The following is a 15,345-nucleotide window of genomic DNA, read 5'->3' as shown; positions in this document are numbered from 1 at the left end:
ATGGCAGTAACTGAAAATGATTTACGGTCGTTAATTCGGCAAATTGTGGTGGCCTGCGCGGAAGTGACGGCGGATCCCAATGCCATTCCGATTGGCATTTCGAATCATCACATTCACTTGGCCCAGGAAGACTTTGACAAGCTGTTTCCTGGCCAACAAATGACCAAGTTTAAGCAGTTGAAGCAACCGGGCGAGTTCGCCGCAGAACAAACCTGTGACGTGATTGGTCCCCGGGGCAGCCTGGAACACGTGCGGGTCCTCGGCCCGTGTCGGTCCCATTCACAGGTTGAAATTGCCAATTCGGAGACGTTTAAGCTTGGAGTCAACGCGCCCCTGCGCCTCTCGGGTGACCTGGATGGCACGCCATCGGTCAAGCTCCGGACGAAGGATGGCGAAGTGACCGTCCAGGGTGTCATCGTGGCCAAGCGCCACATTCACATGAGCTTAGAAGATGCGCAACGCTTTGGCGTGAAACTCGGCGATACCGTGACGGTTGAAATCAACTCGAACGGCCGGCGGACCATCTTTGACGATGTGATTGCGCGGCCGCGGAAGGACTTTACGTTGGAGATGCACCTGGATACGGATGAGGCTAGTGCCGCCAACGTTCAGGCCGACACGGTAGCCCACATCATTCCGAAGGTTCCGTCAACATTTTAATCATGAAAGTTGGTGACGACGAATGGACCGTATTATTGCAGAGGTTCTGAAAAGAATTGCTGAACGGCAACGTAAAATGAAAGCGATTCCGTATTCCCGCCAAGGCCCATTACCTAGTGACCGTAGTTTGATTGATTTTGGGCAAATCACCATCCAGGGCGTCACGATTGAGTTGCTGGTGAACTTGTATCGGGTGAATGAGCAGGATCCTTGGGTTAAGTGGTTGCTGAAAGGAATGAGTTACGATGTGCACTTTACGTTTCAGCTGAATGGTAATCTGATTAATTTCATCCCGTTAAAAATGTTGCGGGACTGGCCAGTCACCTTTGAAGTTGGGTCGACTAGGGTGATTCGCGCATTTTATCAAACCAGTATTGGCCGCTCTGAGATTGCCGCGTTGCCGGATCAAGCCATTCTAATTGTTTCGACCAAGCAACGGCTGACGAGCGACGCGGTGACCACCATGGCGCAAAAGCACATCACGCAACAGGTAAGGACTGATGAAGATTGTATATGGCAAAAGTAGTTGGTAGCGTCGTTGCAACGCAAAAGGATTCTTCATTGGTCGGACGAAAGTTAATGATTGTTCAGCCGATTAATGCAGATGGCAAGGCCATGCGTGCCCAGGAAGTTGCGGCCGACATGGTGGGTGCTGGTATCGGTGAGCGGGTGCTCTTAGCGCGTGGTGCTGGTGCACGGCACGCCACGGTCAACAACGTGGCCAACGACGTCAATGATTGTTCAATCGTCGGGATTATTGATACCGTCGATGTCTGATGAGAAGGAGTGGTTGTCTTGCCAATTTATACCAAAGGCGGCGATAAAGGGTCGACCAGTTTGTACGATGGCCAACGGGTCTCCAAGGATTCCCTGCAGGTCGACGTGTACGGGACGTTTGATGAATTGAATGCCAACGTGAGTCTCGCAGATAAATTTTGTCAGAATCCAGAAAACGTCAAGCTTCTGCGGTGGGTCGAATACCACATGTTCTTTCTCCAAGGCGAACTGGCTTCGCAGCACGCAACCACCTTTCAAGCGAACAGCCGGTTGATTACCGCCGAAGACGTCCAGTTCTTGGAACAGGCGATTGATGACAAGACGGCCCAGTTGCCCAAGATTGACCAGTTTATTTTACCGGGATCCAGCACGGCCGGTGCGCAGTTGCACGTCTGTCGGACAGTCTGTCGGCGAGCGGAACGGTTGCTGGTGGCCTTTATGAAGGACCATCCCGTGCGACCGGAGCTGGAGCGGTACGTGAACCGCTTGTCAGATTTCTTCTATATCATTGCGCGGTCAGAAGACGACGAACAACGCCTGCAGACAATCGTTGCACAGGTCAGCAAACGCTACCTTGAGGCCGTCAGGGAAGGTGATCAATGATGGATGCAAAACAACTCAGCCAAATTGTCCGCGGCGTGATGGCGGAACAAAGCCCACCTCAGCTATTTGACCGAAAAAAGATGGAACGGGTGATTGATGCGGCGGTTGCTAAGGCAGATGACCTGCACGTTGGCGTGACCATCTGCTTCATGGATCTCACGATGACCGTGCAGATGCTGTACCACATGCCCAATGGCAACTTGGTCGGCTCGTTACTGGCGCCCAAGAAGGCGTGGTCGGCGATTGCGATGAAGGAACCAACCAAGCAAATTAACCGTGAGACGCAACCGGGGGGACCTTTATATCAAATGGAAACCATGCTCGACGGTAAATTGGTCTCCTTTCCGGGCGGGATACCGTTGATGATTGACGGCAAACTCGTTGGGGCCATTGGTGTCAGTGGCGGCTTGGTCGAGGAAGACCAGGCAATCTGCGAAGTAGCCGTTCAGGAATTTTTAGAGGAAGCGTGACTTGGATATGCAGACGAGTGATTTAGAGCAAACAATTAGGAGAATATTATCAGAGGAATTGGCCAAGCAAGGGACGACCGACGCGGCACCGGCTGCCGATGCGGCACAATCCGAGGGCTTGGGTAACGGAATTTATCAAACCGTTGATGAAGCGGTGGCTGCGGCAAAGCAAGCACAGGAAATCTATGCCGATAAGCCGATTGCCTTCCGGAAAAAGGTCATTCAGGCCATCAAGGACGGTTTCGGTCCGCACCTCAAGGAAATTGCCCAAGCGATTAAGGACGAGACGGACATGGGTACCGTAGCAGCCAAGGAAGCGAAGCTCAAGGATGCCCTGTACAACACGCCTGGCGTTGAGTTGCTGGATCCCGAAGTCAAAACGGGCGACGGTGGCATGACCATGTATGAGTACACGCCATTTGGGGTCATCGGTGTGGTTGGTCCAAGCACCAATCCTGGCGAAACGGTGATCAACAATTCAATCATGATGCTTTCTGGCGGGAACACCTTGTTCTTTGGGGCCCATCCTGGTGCCAAGAACATTACTCGCTGGATGATCGAACACCTGAACAAGTATGTTGAAAAAGCAACTGGTATGAAAAACATGGTCGTCTCCCTGGACGTACCTTCAATCGAATCCGTTCAGGAAATGATGAAACATCCAGACATTGCCATGCTTGCTGTGACCGGTGGCCCGGACGTGGTTCATCAGGCGTTGATCAGTGGCAAAAAGGCAGTGGGTGCCGGTGCTGGGAATCCACCAGCCATGGTCGATCAGACGGCGAACTTGGACCTCGCTGCGCATGACTTGGTTACCTCCTGTGCATTTGATAACAACATTCTCTGCACGGCCGAAAAGGAAGTCGTCGTTGAGGCTAGCGTGAAGGATGCGCTGATTGAAAAAATGCAGGCCGCGGGTGCCTTTCTCATCACGGATGCCGATCAAGTTGCTGCGTTAACACAGATGACGATTCAAGAGAACGGAACGCCAAGTCGCGATTACATTGGCAAGGATGCCGCGGTTATTCTCAAGGCTGCGAAGATTCCGTATACCGGTGACCCGAAAGTGATTATCTTTGAAGCCGCCAAGGACCAGCCGCTAGTAACGACGGAAATGTTGATGCCAATTCTGCCAGTTGTCAGTTGCCCAGATTTCAAGAGCGTTTTGCAGACAGCTGTCGAAGTCGAGGGTGGCCATCATCACACGGCATCCATTCACTCCGAAAATATGCCGCATATCAACCAAGCGGCACACCGCATGAACACGTCAATCTTCGTGGCCAACGGACCAACGTTTGCCGCAACCGGGGTTGGCGACGACGGGTACTTCACGGGGGCTGCGGCCTTCACGATTGCTACGCCAACTGGCGAAGGGACCACGACGACCAAGACCTTTACGCGTCGTCGTCGGTTTACCAGCCCTGAAGGATTTTCACTGAGAAACTGGGAGGCTTAGACCATGGAAGAATTTCAAATTCCAACGAAAATTTTTTCCGGTGTGGATAGTCTCGATTGGTTAAAGCGACTGAAGAATAAACAAATTTTGATGGTTTGCGATTCGTTTTTACCCGACACACCTACGCTCGCCGGGATTCAACAACGGCTTGATCAATCCAACACAGTGAGTGTGTTCTCGGATGTGAAGCCGGACCCACCACTGACCAGTATTATGGCTGGTGTGGCCCAATTCAATCAGGTCAAACCAACCGTCATGATTGGTATCGGTGGCGGTTCGGCGATTGATACGGGGAAGGCGATTCGCTTCTTCGGTGAAAAAATTAATCACACGCACTTAGAAGACTTCGTGGCGATTCCAACCACAAGTGGTACGGGCTCCGAAGTCACCAACATTGCGGTGGTATCGGATACCCAGAATCACACTAAGGTTCCGTTGAGCGAGCCATACTTAACGCCTAACGTGGCCCTGCTTGATCCGCAATTGGTCATGACGGCTCCGAAGGCCGTGACTGCTTATTCTGGCATGGACGTGTTGACCCACTCGCTGGAAGCGTTGGTTTCCAAGGGGGCCAATACGATCACGGATGCCTTGGCCGAGAAGGGCATTGATGTCATCACCCATGATTTAGTAGATTGTTACCAGCATGGAGATGACGTGACGAAGCGGCAAACGGTTCATGAAATTTCTTGTGCAGCCGGGATGGCCTTTACCAATGCTGGACTGGGTTTCTGTCACGCGATGGCCCATCAATTGGGCGCTAATTTCCACGTGCCCCACGGCTTGGCCTGCGCGATGCTGTTGCCCTATGTTGTGACTTATAACGCCGAACACTCCGAGGTCGCCATGCATAAATATGCTGAGGCCGCGCGCAAAGCGGGACTGGCTTCACGGGGCTTGTCCGACCGGCTAGCGATTCAACGCTTACGCAATCGGATTCATCAAATGATGATTCAAATGGATTGTCCGCTGACGTTGCGGGCCTTCGGAGTTGAAGTGAAGGATGCTGAAGCCAAGACCCAAGTCGTGATTGATGATGCCAAGCTGGATGCAACCTTCGTGGGAAATCCGGTCGTGCCAAGTGATGAGGACTTGAAAGCCGTATATCAGAAAGTGATTCGGTAACTAATTTGGAAATAAAGGAAAGATGACGTATGCCAAAAATTTTATCAGTAAATGCGGGGAGTTCCTCGCTGAAATTTAAATTGTATGCCATGCCAGCCGAGACCGTGATCATCAGCGGCCTGGTTGACCGGATTGGGCATTCGGACGCCGTATTTACTTATGATTATCAAGGCAGCCATCATCAAACCGTTCAGAATGTTCAGGACCATACGGCAGCTGTGCAACTGGTCACAGATGCTTTGCTAGACAGTGGCGCAATCGGTGACAAGTCCGAGATTGTCGGTATTGGCCACCGGGTAGCGCATGGTGGTCGTGACTATACGCAATCGACCGAGATTACGCCGGTGGTTCAACAGAAGATTGCCGATCTGGCAGACGTTTCACCCTTACACAATCCGGTGAATTTGCTGGGAATTGAGGCGTTTGAAAAGCTCATTCCCAATGCCCGGGAAGTGGCGGTGTTCGACACGTCATTTCACAGTACGATTCCGGCAAAGGCCTATATGTATGCGTTGCCATACGCGTACTACGAAAAATATGGCATTCGGCGCTACGGCTTTCACGGTCAGTCTCACCAGTACATTTATAGTGAGGTCAATCGCCGGTACGACCAGGACTTTTCGCGACAAATTATTTCCTGTCACCTAGGTAACGGTGCCAGCGTTTGTGCCATTAAGGACGGACGGTCCGTGAACACGTCAATGGGGTTCACGCCGCTGGCTGGGTTGGTGATGGGCACGCGTTCTGGGGATGTCGATCCCAACATCCTGCCATTTCTGGAAGAGAAGGAGCATTTGAGTGCGGCGGACGTGCGGCAACTATTGAATCACAAGTCGGGCCTGTTGGGACTCTCGGGCGTCTCCAATGATGTGCGGGACGTGCTTAAGGCAGAAGCTGACGGCAACGAACGGGCTAAATTAGCACTTCAAGTGTACGTCCATCAGATTCAAACCTACATCGCAGCCTATACGGCCGATTTGGGCGGTCTCCAAACCTTGGTCTTCACAGCCGGCGTGGGTGAACACTCTGCACCAATTCGTGAGCGGGTATGTGCCGCCTTGGGCTATTTGGGCGTGAAGATTGATGCCGATGCCAATGAGGATAATGACCTGGATATTTCGTCGGCGGACAGTCACGTGAAGGTCTTGGTCATTCCAACCAATGAAGAATTAGTGATTGCACGGGAGACAAAGAAAGTTTTGGACAGTTAGGAGAAGGCGAATAAAATGGCTCGAGACATTGCCCGTTCAATTCAAGAGTATGTTCCTGGTAAGCAGGTAACGCTGGCCCACATTATTGCCAATCCGACACCCGATATCTACGTGAAACTGGGGATTCAAACGACGCGAAATGCGTTGGGAATTTTAACCATCACCCCCAGTGAAACGTCAATCATTGCTGGGGATATTGCCACGAAGGCTAGCAACGTTGATTTGGGCTTTATTGATCGGTTCAGCGGGTCAGTGGTCATTGTGGGTGAAGTGTCCGAGGTTGAAGCGGCCTTACGTCAGGTTGTGACGACCCTCCGCGACCTGCTGGGCTTTGATGTGACCGACATCACACGGACGTAATGGGGTGGTCGAAATGCTGAGCCAGCGGACGTTAGCTTTGACCGGTGCCCCCAATACCCGTGAGCTTGGCGGGTACGTTACCCGCAGTGGCCAACGTGTTCGGACCCATGCCTTGCTACGAGCCGACAATCTCGCCGAGTTAAGCCTGGCGGACCAACGAAAATTGGTGGCTTATGGCGTGACCGTGGTGGTGGATACGCGCTCACACGCTGAATGGGTGACCGCGCCGGACAAGGTGCCACAGTCGATTCAGGTTTGTCACGTGCCCATCTTTAACAACGATGAAACTGAAAGCACGCAGACGATTCAACGCCTGAATCGGTATTACGCTGATGATCCCCGGAATGGTTATCGGCGCATGCTCCGGGTTTACCGGCGATTGGTCCTTAGTGCACAGCCACGGCAGGCGTATAAACGGTTCTTTGAGCTGTTAGCGACGCGGGGCGCGGGAACCACGATTCTTTACCACTGTACATCTGGCAAGGACCGTACCGGTATGTGTACCCTCTTATTGTTGGGGGTGTTGGGCGTGCCCATCGCACAGATTAAGCAGGACTATTTGGCGACAAATCTGGTTTGCCTACCAGCCGTTGTGCGGCGAATTCGTGATGCACGAAGACACCACATGAACCAAAACTTTCAATCGTCGATCCTTGATTTGTCGACGGTCTCCGGTGATTATTTTGACCAAGCATTGACCTTGATTGACGGCGAGTTTGGTGGGATAAAGCCCTACCTAGTGGATTACATAGGTTTATCCGAAGCTATGATCCACCAGTTACAACGGCTCTACTTAACGACAGATTTAGCGTGAAATTCCCGATGATTAGGCGTTTTAGCGCTGGATTATTGGGAATTTTGGTATTGCTGAGGCTAGTCCTTATCCGTCCGTCTAAATTTGGCGCACGGTAAGTCGGCATTTCATGATACACTAGGATTAAAGCACAAAGGAGGTGGGTTTCTTGAAACGAATTGGCTTGTTAGCGGGTAGTCTACGTGCAGAATCGTATGCCCGCAAAGTGGTCCGCAACCTGGGATTACTGGTGCCCAACACGGTGCTGGTAGAGCCCATTTCGATTGATCACTTACCCTTATTGAGCGATCGGTTAAGCGAACAGGAGCAGGCGGCTTGTCGGGACTTTAAGGACCAGATTCAACGAATGGACGGCTTCTGCCTGGTGACGCCGGAGATTAACCGGGGGATTCCGGGATGTCTGAAAAATGCGTTGGATATGGCATCGGTTTCTGATACTGGCAGTCTGTGGGCACAGAAGCCCGTCGTGATTGTTTCCGTTTCCACCGGTGAGTTGGGTGGCTTGAGTGCCAGTCAGCAGTTGAAGCAGTTGGCGTTGGTGCTGGGCATGCAGCCCGTCCAGCCCACAGAGCTCTATTTAAGCTGTGTGCAAGAGTTGTTTGACGAGCACGCGCTGTTGACGGATGAAACGGTGCTACCGCTGTTAAGGTCGGCAATGATGAACTTATCCGCCGCGGCAGAGCAGATCACAACTGATAAAATGGAAGCGCTGACATTCAAAATTGGTGCCGATAAACTTTGTCTCATGGAGGACAACCAGTCAGTGGCACAGGCAACTTTTGAGTGGAGCACGGGGTTGCTAGTGATTCAGTCAATCACCGTTGACCCGGCGCAGCAACATCAAGGATTTGCCAGTCAATTGATGCTCAAACTCATCATGATGGCGCGCTTATTTCATTTGCGGATTGTGGCGGGCTGTTCCTACTCGCAATGGTTTTTCAAGGAACATCCAGCGATTCAAAAGGCCCTGTGTCTCTAAATAATGCTGAATAACGAGGTGTAGATGATGATCACAAAGAAAATTAACCGACTAGAAAAAGCTGACCAGCAACTTAGCACGTTTGCCGAAGTGGTTAATGGCGACCAGGCAACGCGACCGGTCACGGCGGACGACACGTTACGGGTGGGCGTTGATCTGGGGACCTCATCCATTGTGTTGGTGGTCCTGGATCAAAACGATGAGATTTTGTACGGCGCGTTTGAGTACGCCCACGCCGTTCGTGACGGATTGGTGGTTAATTTTCTGGACTCCGTACGCATTTTAGGACGGCTCAAGCAACAGGCCGAAACGGTGCTCGGGACGACTCTGACGACGGCCTGTGGGGCAATTCCACCGGGAACTGGTGAGGGGAGCGCCAAGATCGTTGCCAACGTCATTGAATCCGTTGGGCTGACCTGTCGAGCAGTGGTGGATGAACCGACGGCGGCCGCACGCTTCTTGCGTTTGAAAGAAGGGACCGTCGTTGACATCGGTGGTGGCACGACTGGCATCAGTGTCTTTAAACGAAAGAAATTGGTGTTCGTTACGGATGAAGCGACCGGTGGCTCACACATGACCATGGTTCTAGCAGGACACAATCACTGGACGACGGACCAGGCGGAACAAGTGAAGCGCGATCCGTCACAGGAATTGGAAGTCTTCGCCACCATTCGACCGGTTGTCGAAAAAATGGCCGCCATCACGAAGACGGCGACCAAGGGCCAGCCACAGGAGCCCGTCATCGTGGTTGGTGGGGCTATTAACTTCAAAGACTTTATTGCCACCTTCAGTAAAGCATTGGGGACGGCGGCGGTTAAGCCCAAGTTTCCACAATTTGTGACACCAATTGGGATTGCGATGTATGACTGCGAATAGTCAGTGAGAGGGGGACTGGATTGACATGAGAAAAGCGATGTTCGTGGGGGCGATTGGTTGCGGGAAGACGACACTGATTCAGCGCCTACACCATGAACCAATCAGCTATGATAAGACCCAGGCGGTTGAATTTCGCGGTGAAATTATCGACACGCCGGGGGAATTTGTGGAGCACCGATACTTATACCCCTCATTGATGACCATGGCGACGGGGGCCAAGCTAATCGTTGCGATTCAAAGCGCGATTGACCAGCGAGCGGTGTTCCCGCCCGCATTTACTACGATGTTTCCCGTTCAGACGATTGGGATTATTTCTAAGATTGATGAGGCGAATGCTGATCAGATTGCCTACGCTCAGGCGCAGTTAAATACGGCGGGCATTGCGCAAATCTACCAGCTTTCTGCAGTGACCGGCGCCGGCGTTGCCGATTTTGAACAAGAACTAAATAAGCTGACGGCGCCAGTGGGTGCGCAACCGGGTTAGGGTCGTTTAATAGCGGCAATTGGTATAGACCTGACAATTTTGCTAATTCTCTGTTGCTCAAATTTGGGACAAAAGAAAAGGTCCACAAACGCTGCTTGACCAACGTTTGTGGACCACTTATAGCCCGCACGGGGCTCGAACCCGTAGCTCCGCCTTGAGAGGGCGACGTCTTAAACCAGTTTGACCAGCGGGCAATGATCTTTACTAGCAATATCTAATTTACGCTATTCGTAAAAAAATGTCAACATTTTTTGCATGAAGTTACACAGAATTGGGATTTTATGCAAAAGTTGGGATTTTTACTGAAAATCTGTTGACAGCAAAAGCTGAACAAGTTAAGATTAAATAGTTGTTGACGCAAGACAACCATCATTGGGTATTCGCCAAATGGTAAGGCAGCGGACTCTGAATCCGTAAGTTACTGGTTCGAGCCCAGTATACCCAATTATTGTTTTTCATTAGCTGTCATTAGACCTCACGGGGGTTGATATGACGGCTTTTTTAGTACATTCCGTTTTTTTGTGGTATGCGTAAAAAATTACAGAAATGTCGTCAAAACGTAGCCAAAATGGCAGCCACTTTTAGGCTTAGTGGGCTGGGAACTGTCGTTAGAGATATTGGCAATTATCCAATCAACAAAATAGTAGCCGTCAATCAAACGTGAAAACGTTGAATTGACGGCCTTTTTGGTCTTTAGTTGGCGGTCGCGGATGAAACATTGGCAATAACTTTATCTACCAACGTTGCCAGTCCAGCGATGATTAGAGTACCGTCCTGTTCAAGAACTGCCACAGGTGGCAGATTATAAGCAATTTTGTGGATCGAATCTAATGCGCAAGGTCAAGTACAGCACTGAACTGCTTTTCCATCGGCTGCTGGCCATTGATTGCCTGGTTCGCGGCCGTCCAACTGAAATGGGCCTTGGTTAAGTCCGTTGGCTTATTCAGATGGGGCACCAAAAAGTAAATGTTACCAGCGGTGTTGATGCCCTTATTGAGCATGCCTGCGAACCAGTCGCTGTTCGATAAATCTGCCCTTAACAGTTGACCATCATTGGTCAGTAGCGTGCCTTGAGCGGGATAGGTCGTCAGCGCACGGCCGGCATGAATTTTCATGTGGACTTTGATCAGACCATTGATGGTTCGACGACCGTCATTGGTGAGGAGACTGTATGGTCCATAAGTTTTATAGACTGTTAGCCGATCAATCGTAAACGTAGTCGGGCCCCAACTGATGTTCCGGTTAGTGGTGGGGTGGGCCTGTTGGCTGGCAATGGAAATCTGGTGTTTGCCCAGGGCTAGGTATTCGGTCGTGGTCGTTGATTGCCGATGACCGTTTGCAGCGAAATTGTGGTTGGGAACGGTTAATGCGGCCGTGCTAAAAGCGTTAAAGAAGCCAGCGTAGGCAACGGTAGCTAGGAAGAGTAGTAGCCAGCCCGCTACCTGGTGCCGCCAGGGGTGGTTGCCAGACACGTGGGTCTCGCTGAATTTGGTGAGAGCCTTACTGGGTGCTAACAGGCGGACGAGGACCAAGCACGGGCCAACGCCTGGAAGTAAAAGCCACCACAGATAATGACCAGAACGATTCGTGTCATGCAGGCGGCGCACCGTAGCCGTGAAGCCAACGATGGTTGTGCCGCCCGTGAGTAACGAAATCACGAATAACAGGAGGACTTTTGCTGGGTTGAAGTATGCCGGCTGAAACCGGAATGCAGGGTACTGGAGAATCGTATTCAACAGCGTGATAAGCAGGCCACTGTTCAGCAATACGAGATCTAAGATTAGCCACCAGAAGTTCGCGCGGTCTAGGCGAGAGTTAAGTTGAAAGGCGTCCTGTACCCCAACTCGCAGCGGCTTGAGCCAATTTAGTGGATGACGCTGGTGGGATGGGTGCAAAGTAGTTTCCTCCAAAAGTAATGTTTGCTAATAACCAATATTTAGCTGATTTATCTAATGCTATTCAAACGTGAACCATTTAAAAAGACTATCAAAGATTGCTGCTAATAGCAACCTTCAATAGCCTTCAAGATAAATAATATCATCAATATAAAATCACTAATAAAATCATAGCTTAAACAGGTGGGGCTTGCCATAGAACCATCCCTGACGGAGGTCCAGTTCCAGGTCGTCAGCCATGTCGGCTTCTTCCTGATTTTCGACGCCTTCAAGAATCATCCGGAGTTTATATTCCTTGGCAATCTTTTTCCAGAAGATAAGGTGTTCTGGAATTTCATCTGCCCGATTCTCTGCCCGGAAGTTTTGCATAGCGAATTTAATTTCGGAAGCGTAGGGCAGAATCGGTTTCAAATGGTCATAAGTATTCACGCCGGTGCTGATGTCGTCCAGACTCAGCTGGATACCACGATCGTCGAAGTAGTGGACCTGCTCAATGATCTGTTCGTTGGAAACGGCTTTATCGGTTTCTTCTTCCGTCACTTCGAGTACCAGGTTAACCGGATAGATCTGTTGCTGCGCGGCAATAATGGCTTCGGCAATCGTAGGGTCAACAAACTGGCTTTGATTGACATTGTACGAAACGGAGCCAATTTTAAGACGTAACTTTTGGGCAGTCCGTTGAATGAGGTCGGCTTGAATGTCGATGGGAATCGACTCAAAGTCTTGTGGGAGGACCCACTTGTCGTCAACTTGTTGGCGAATAAGCATTTCGTACCCAATCAACGAATTGTTGGAAACGTCTAGTTGCGGCTGTAGAAAATAGCGGTACATGGTGAATGTGTCCTCCTTCCAAAGTGTCTGCTCCTATCATACTTTATTTTGACGGAATAGAATAGGGGGTTGCTCAGAAAATTCAAATAGGGGGTGATTACGAAAGTGGCTAATCGTTCAACCCCTGATATATTAATGTATATAGCAGGATATGGATTAATTATGTAAAACTTACATCAAGTGGCTGTTATGAATAAATTTATGCGGTATACTGTAGATTAGATTGATTCTTAAGCCGTAAACTGGCTCAACCAGTTAATTCATTACTGTCATAAGGAGACTGATTCCATGTCATGGAGTATGTGGCTAGTGCCGCCGATCATTACTAGTATTTTCTTTGTCTTAGGAATCATCACACTCTATTGGTCAATTTTCACCTGGGTCACGGCGAAGGTCGAATCCAGTAGCAAGCCCTATAACGTTAAACGGGTTCAGGTTATCTTGGGAACGAGCTGTGCGGTCATCTCGGTTTTTGCCCTCCAACTCATTGTTCGTGACAGCCATTTGTCCTGGACGTTTACGAATTTTCAACTCTTACTGTTGATCTTTGTGGCGTATTTCCTACAACTAAAAATTCCCAACTGGCTGATCCTACTGGCTGGTATTGGGTTCATGCTGATGAACGGCAACATTTCTGCAATCCTGTCGTGGGGTTACACGTTGCTCTTCGTTCTATTCTACATGTTTTCTTACCAACAAAGTACCCATCTCTGGCGCGCACCATACACCCGCTACATCACTGTGGCGACGTGCTTTGGTCTGGCCTTGTGGTTGTTCGTGAAATTTCGGTTTCACTTGCCTTGGACGACGTACTGGATTGAAATGGGGGACTATCTGGTCCTGGCAAGCTTGATGTATGGCTATTTCAAAATCCAGGACAAGGATCGCCGCATCAAAGACCGCCTTTTCCAGTCAGCAAATTGGGATGCCCTGACACACGTTCAGAACTATGCGGCGTATGACCGCGCCATCGGGTATCATTTCCGGGAGAGTGTCATGCACAACAAGGACCTGGCCATGGTGATGTTTGACATCGACCATTTTAAACGGGTGAACGATACCTACGGCCATTTGGCGGGGGATGAAGTCTTGAAACGGGTAGCCAGCGAGGTTGCCAATGCGATCAAGGCCATCAACCCAGAAATTATTCTGTACCGAACGGGTGGCGAGGAATTCAACATTCTGCTCCCCGGGTACGACATTAACCGGACGCGACCGGTCGCGGAGGCGGCCTTTGACGCGGTAAAGAACTTGAAAATTCCGTACAATGAGGAGACCCTACAGGTGACCATCTCTGTCGGTGTTTCCGTGTTAAATGAAGGGGACCACAACCCGTTAGATTTCTACAAACGGGTCGATGCCAATCTGTACCACTCAAAGCAGACTGGCCGTCACCGAATTACCATTGGTTAACGATTTCGACGATGAAACGGCCCCCAGTCAGTGGTGGTCGTTTTTTGTTGCGGTAGGTAAGGGCGCTAACCGTTACCGGAATCAGCGACGCTTTATAAATATTTAAATATCAAATCCATGCGGTCTTGCACAAAATCGTGTAGAATACCAATTAACCGGGAAACCCCCGGGTAGAATGGAGCGATCATCGTGATTTTATTACTGTTATTGTTACTACTACTTTTTCCCATCTTACGACTGGTCTTCGGCATGGCCGGCTGGTTGTTGGGCCTGGTGGGAACGCTGATTATCGGCGCTATCGTCCTGGTAGCGTTTGCGGCGTTGTTCCGGTTCTTTATCGTGGCGGTGCTGGTCATCGGCGGCGGCCTCTGGGCCTCCCACGCTCTTTTCAGCTAGCCGCTTTGACTTTCGCTTCGCCTGCGGCAGTTCAGGACGCACCTGCTGTGGGGACCGCCTCCAGCCTGGGAAGCGGTCTTCCGGCTCGCTTTGAAAGCTCGCAAAGTGCGGCGAGTTTCCAAAGACGCCCCGTGGTGTAGGCTGGGAAGAACCCCAGCCAACGCCACCGACACAGCTGCCGATTACTGACTGCCTCCGGCTACGCTACTGTTGGCTGCTAGCTGAGCGCGTTCAGCTGCATTATCAGTACTCACTGGACGCGGCGGATATCTCCGCGGGCTGTTCCTTCAGTTCAATCCTTGTATTGGTGATGGCATCATCGATAGTTTCTACCTCAATTAATTTAATTTTGCGTTAACGAAAAAGGTCCGAGACAACGCGTCTCGGGCCTTTACTATTGATGATTTTAGGTTGGTTAACCCAGTTAAAAATAATTTCACTGCGTGGCTTACTCGAATGACAGCTCTACCAGGTACGCCTGTTCGGCGGGGATGTGGCTGGTGGTGATCCAGACCTCACGATAGTCTAGTTTGGAACTTTGCGTTCTTTCGAAGAAATCGTTGAGCAGATCACCGTTCATTGCCAGGAAGTCGTCATCCATGCGGTTAACCAGCAAGTGGCCAACCGGAAAGTACAGTTCCGGATTGGCAACGGGGACCGTGTCGGGGACGCCGATGGCGATGACGTTGCTATTGCGCTGCGAGATAAAGCGCACCTTGTCTTGGTGCCGGTGGATAAAGGTTAGGACATTATAGATTGAATCTGAATTACTCGCCATGTTTATGCTCCCTTCGGTGACCCCATTGTAACAAATCTTTTGTAGTTTACCAGCTTAAGAGGCTTGATACTAGTGGGTTCTTTCCGGATTTGGCGGTTAAGGATGGCTCCTGAAAATCTGCTAAAGTTTGGTGTTGCTGGATTGGAAACGGATACAATTATTGCTGAATTTTTAAATCATAATTTTTTCGGTGAACGGGACAATTGCGGTGGATTGT

The 15,345-nt window shown here is 50.5% G+C and carries 18 protein-coding genes and 2 tRNA genes; 16 read left to right on the top strand and 4 right to left on the bottom strand.

Annotated elements, in window-relative coordinates:
• From EKM99_RS04605 to EKM99_RS04545, 13 genes are all read left to right on the top strand, one after another.
• Positions 1-660, top strand: coding sequence for a phosphate propanoyltransferase (locus EKM99_RS04605; RefSeq protein ID WP_125581408.1), 660 nt, complete (start codon positions 1-3; stop codon positions 658-660).
• A gap of 22 nt (positions 661-682) precedes the next feature.
• Positions 683-1,186: a PduM family microcompartment protein gene (gene pduM, locus EKM99_RS04600; protein ID WP_125581406.1), complete on the top strand. Its 504-nt coding sequence runs from the start codon at positions 683-685 to the stop codon at positions 1,184-1,186.
• Positions 1,174-1,437, top strand: a complete 264-nt coding sequence (locus EKM99_RS04595; protein ID WP_318531058.1) for a EutN/CcmL family microcompartment protein — start codon at positions 1,174-1,176, stop codon at positions 1,435-1,437. Before pduM ends, EKM99_RS04595 begins: the two co-directional genes overlap by 13 nt.
• Before the next feature lie 18 nt (positions 1,438-1,455).
• On the top strand, positions 1,456-2,040 hold the full coding sequence (locus tag EKM99_RS04590; RefSeq protein ID WP_125581402.1) for a cob(I)yrinic acid a,c-diamide adenosyltransferase: 585 nt from the start codon (positions 1,456-1,458) through the stop codon (positions 2,038-2,040).
• Positions 2,040-2,510: a GlcG/HbpS family heme-binding protein gene (locus tag EKM99_RS04585; RefSeq protein ID WP_125581486.1), complete on the top strand. Its 471-nt coding sequence runs from the start codon at positions 2,040-2,042 to the stop codon at positions 2,508-2,510. The genes EKM99_RS04590 and EKM99_RS04585 overlap by 1 nt, the downstream gene beginning before the upstream one ends.
• 7 nt (positions 2,511-2,517) lie before the next feature.
• Positions 2,518-3,966 carry an aldehyde dehydrogenase family protein gene (locus tag EKM99_RS04580; RefSeq protein ID WP_125581484.1) on the top strand — a complete coding sequence of 483 codons (1,449 nt, stop codon included), beginning with the start codon at positions 2,518-2,520 and terminating at the stop codon, positions 3,964-3,966.
• A gap of 3 nt (positions 3,967-3,969) precedes the next feature.
• Positions 3,970-5,091 carry a 1-propanol dehydrogenase PduQ gene (locus tag EKM99_RS04575; RefSeq protein ID WP_125581400.1) on the top strand — a complete coding sequence of 374 codons (1,122 nt, stop codon included), beginning with the start codon at positions 3,970-3,972 and terminating at the stop codon, positions 5,089-5,091.
• Positions 5,092-5,120: 29 nt separating this feature from the next.
• Complete coding sequence (locus EKM99_RS04570; RefSeq protein WP_125581398.1) at positions 5,121-6,302, top strand: acetate/propionate family kinase; 1,182 nt, start codon at positions 5,121-5,123, stop codon at positions 6,300-6,302.
• A 15-nt stretch (positions 6,303-6,317) separates the two neighbouring features.
• Positions 6,318-6,662: a BMC domain-containing protein gene (locus tag EKM99_RS04565; RefSeq protein WP_125581396.1), complete on the top strand. Its 345-nt coding sequence runs from the start codon at positions 6,318-6,320 to the stop codon at positions 6,660-6,662.
• A gap of 13 nt (positions 6,663-6,675) precedes the next feature.
• Positions 6,676-7,476, top strand: a complete 801-nt coding sequence (locus tag EKM99_RS04560; protein WP_125581394.1) for a tyrosine-protein phosphatase — start codon at positions 6,676-6,678, stop codon at positions 7,474-7,476.
• Between the two features lie 148 nt (positions 7,477-7,624).
• Positions 7,625-8,455 (top strand): NAD(P)H-dependent oxidoreductase, encoded by an 831-nt coding sequence (locus EKM99_RS04555; RefSeq protein WP_164511518.1) that lies wholly within the window; start codon positions 7,625-7,627, stop codon positions 8,453-8,455.
• A gap of 24 nt (positions 8,456-8,479) precedes the next feature.
• The gene (gene eutJ / locus EKM99_RS04550) at positions 8,480-9,331 is read left to right on the top strand and encodes an ethanolamine utilization protein EutJ (RefSeq protein ID WP_125581390.1); all 852 of its coding nucleotides are present in this window, start codon (positions 8,480-8,482) and stop codon (positions 9,329-9,331) included.
• Positions 9,332-9,356: 25 nt separating this feature from the next.
• A complete protein-coding gene (locus EKM99_RS04545; protein WP_125581388.1) occupies positions 9,357-9,815 on the top strand; it encodes a EutP/PduV family microcompartment system protein in 459 nt (152 codons plus the stop codon).
• 120 nt (positions 9,816-9,935) lie between these two features.
• Here the strand turns inward: EKM99_RS04545 and EKM99_RS04540 are convergent.
• Positions 9,936-10,008, bottom strand: a tRNA-Glu gene (locus EKM99_RS04540).
• Positions 10,009-10,188: 180 nt separating this feature from the next.
• Here EKM99_RS04540 and EKM99_RS04535 point away from each other — a divergent pair.
• Positions 10,189-10,260: transfer RNA gene (locus EKM99_RS04535), tRNA-Gln, on the top strand.
• A 382-nt stretch (positions 10,261-10,642) separates the two neighbouring features.
• Here the strand turns inward: EKM99_RS04535 and EKM99_RS04530 are convergent.
• Entirely contained in the window at positions 10,643-11,710 is a 1,068-nt protein-coding gene (locus EKM99_RS04530) for a DUF805 domain-containing protein (RefSeq protein WP_164511517.1), read from the bottom strand.
• Between the two features lie 168 nt (positions 11,711-11,878).
• Positions 11,879-12,541, bottom strand: a complete 663-nt coding sequence (locus tag EKM99_RS04525) for an EAL domain-containing protein (RefSeq protein WP_125581384.1) — start codon at positions 12,539-12,541, stop codon at positions 11,879-11,881.
• Between the two features lie 288 nt (positions 12,542-12,829).
• Between EKM99_RS04525 and EKM99_RS04520 the strand changes: the two genes are divergently transcribed.
• Together EKM99_RS04520 and EKM99_RS04515 are read left to right on the top strand one after the other, a co-directional pair.
• Positions 12,830-13,954 (top strand): GGDEF domain-containing protein, encoded by a 1,125-nt coding sequence (locus EKM99_RS04520; RefSeq protein ID WP_125581382.1) that lies wholly within the window; start codon positions 12,830-12,832, stop codon positions 13,952-13,954.
• Between the two features lie 189 nt (positions 13,955-14,143).
• Positions 14,144-14,350 (top strand): hypothetical protein, encoded by a 207-nt coding sequence (locus EKM99_RS04515; RefSeq protein WP_125581380.1) that lies wholly within the window; start codon positions 14,144-14,146, stop codon positions 14,348-14,350.
• 448 nt (positions 14,351-14,798) lie between these two features.
• Here EKM99_RS04515 and EKM99_RS04510 read toward each other — a convergent pair whose 3' ends face one another.
• The gene (locus EKM99_RS04510) at positions 14,799-15,128 is read right to left on the bottom strand and encodes a hypothetical protein (RefSeq protein ID WP_125581378.1); all 330 of its coding nucleotides are present in this window, start codon (positions 15,126-15,128) and stop codon (positions 14,799-14,801) included.
• Between the last annotated feature and the right edge of the window lie 217 nt (positions 15,129-15,345).

This window comes from Levilactobacillus cerevisiae (assembly GCF_003946245.1).
In the GTDB taxonomy this organism is placed as follows: domain Bacteria; phylum Bacillota; class Bacilli; order Lactobacillales; family Lactobacillaceae; genus Levilactobacillus; species Levilactobacillus cerevisiae.
Note: the sequence above shows the minus strand (reverse complement) of the source record. Positions and strands in the feature narration are given on the sequence as shown.

What these genes read in the sequence shown, in the direction of transcription:
- EKM99_RS04605 (WP_125581408.1), top strand. Translation starts at nt 1, where the DNA reads ATGGCAGTAACTGAAAATGATTTACGGTCGTTAATTCGGCAAATTGTG.
- pduM (WP_125581406.1), top strand. Translation starts at nt 683, where the DNA reads ATGGACCGTATTATTGCAGAGGTTCTGAAAAGAATTGCTGAACGGCAA.
- EKM99_RS04595 (WP_318531058.1), top strand. Translation starts at nt 1,174, where the DNA reads ATGGCAAAAGTAGTTGGTAGCGTCGTTGCAACGCAAAAGGATTCTTCA.
- EKM99_RS04585 (WP_125581486.1), top strand. Translation starts at nt 2,040, where the DNA reads ATGGATGCAAAACAACTCAGCCAAATTGTCCGCGGCGTGATGGCGGAA.
- EKM99_RS04580 (WP_125581484.1), top strand. Translation starts at nt 2,518, where the DNA reads ATGCAGACGAGTGATTTAGAGCAAACAATTAGGAGAATATTATCAGAG.
- EKM99_RS04575 (WP_125581400.1), top strand. Translation starts at nt 3,970, where the DNA reads ATGGAAGAATTTCAAATTCCAACGAAAATTTTTTCCGGTGTGGATAGT.
- EKM99_RS04570 (WP_125581398.1), top strand. Translation starts at nt 5,121, where the DNA reads ATGCCAAAAATTTTATCAGTAAATGCGGGGAGTTCCTCGCTGAAATTT.
- EKM99_RS04565 (WP_125581396.1), top strand. Translation starts at nt 6,318, where the DNA reads ATGGCTCGAGACATTGCCCGTTCAATTCAAGAGTATGTTCCTGGTAAG.
- EKM99_RS04560 (WP_125581394.1), top strand. Translation starts at nt 6,676, where the DNA reads ATGCTGAGCCAGCGGACGTTAGCTTTGACCGGTGCCCCCAATACCCGT.
- eutJ (WP_125581390.1), top strand. Translation starts at nt 8,480, where the DNA reads ATGATGATCACAAAGAAAATTAACCGACTAGAAAAAGCTGACCAGCAA.
- EKM99_RS04545 (WP_125581388.1), top strand. Translation starts at nt 9,357, where the DNA reads ATGAGAAAAGCGATGTTCGTGGGGGCGATTGGTTGCGGGAAGACGACA.
- EKM99_RS04525 (WP_125581384.1), bottom strand. Translation starts at nt 12,541, where the DNA reads ATGTACCGCTATTTTCTACAGCCGCAACTAGACGTTTCCAACAATTCG.
- EKM99_RS04520 (WP_125581382.1), top strand. Translation starts at nt 12,830, where the DNA reads ATGTCATGGAGTATGTGGCTAGTGCCGCCGATCATTACTAGTATTTTC.
- EKM99_RS04510 (WP_125581378.1), bottom strand. Translation starts at nt 15,128, where the DNA reads ATGGCGAGTAATTCAGATTCAATCTATAATGTCCTAACCTTTATCCAC.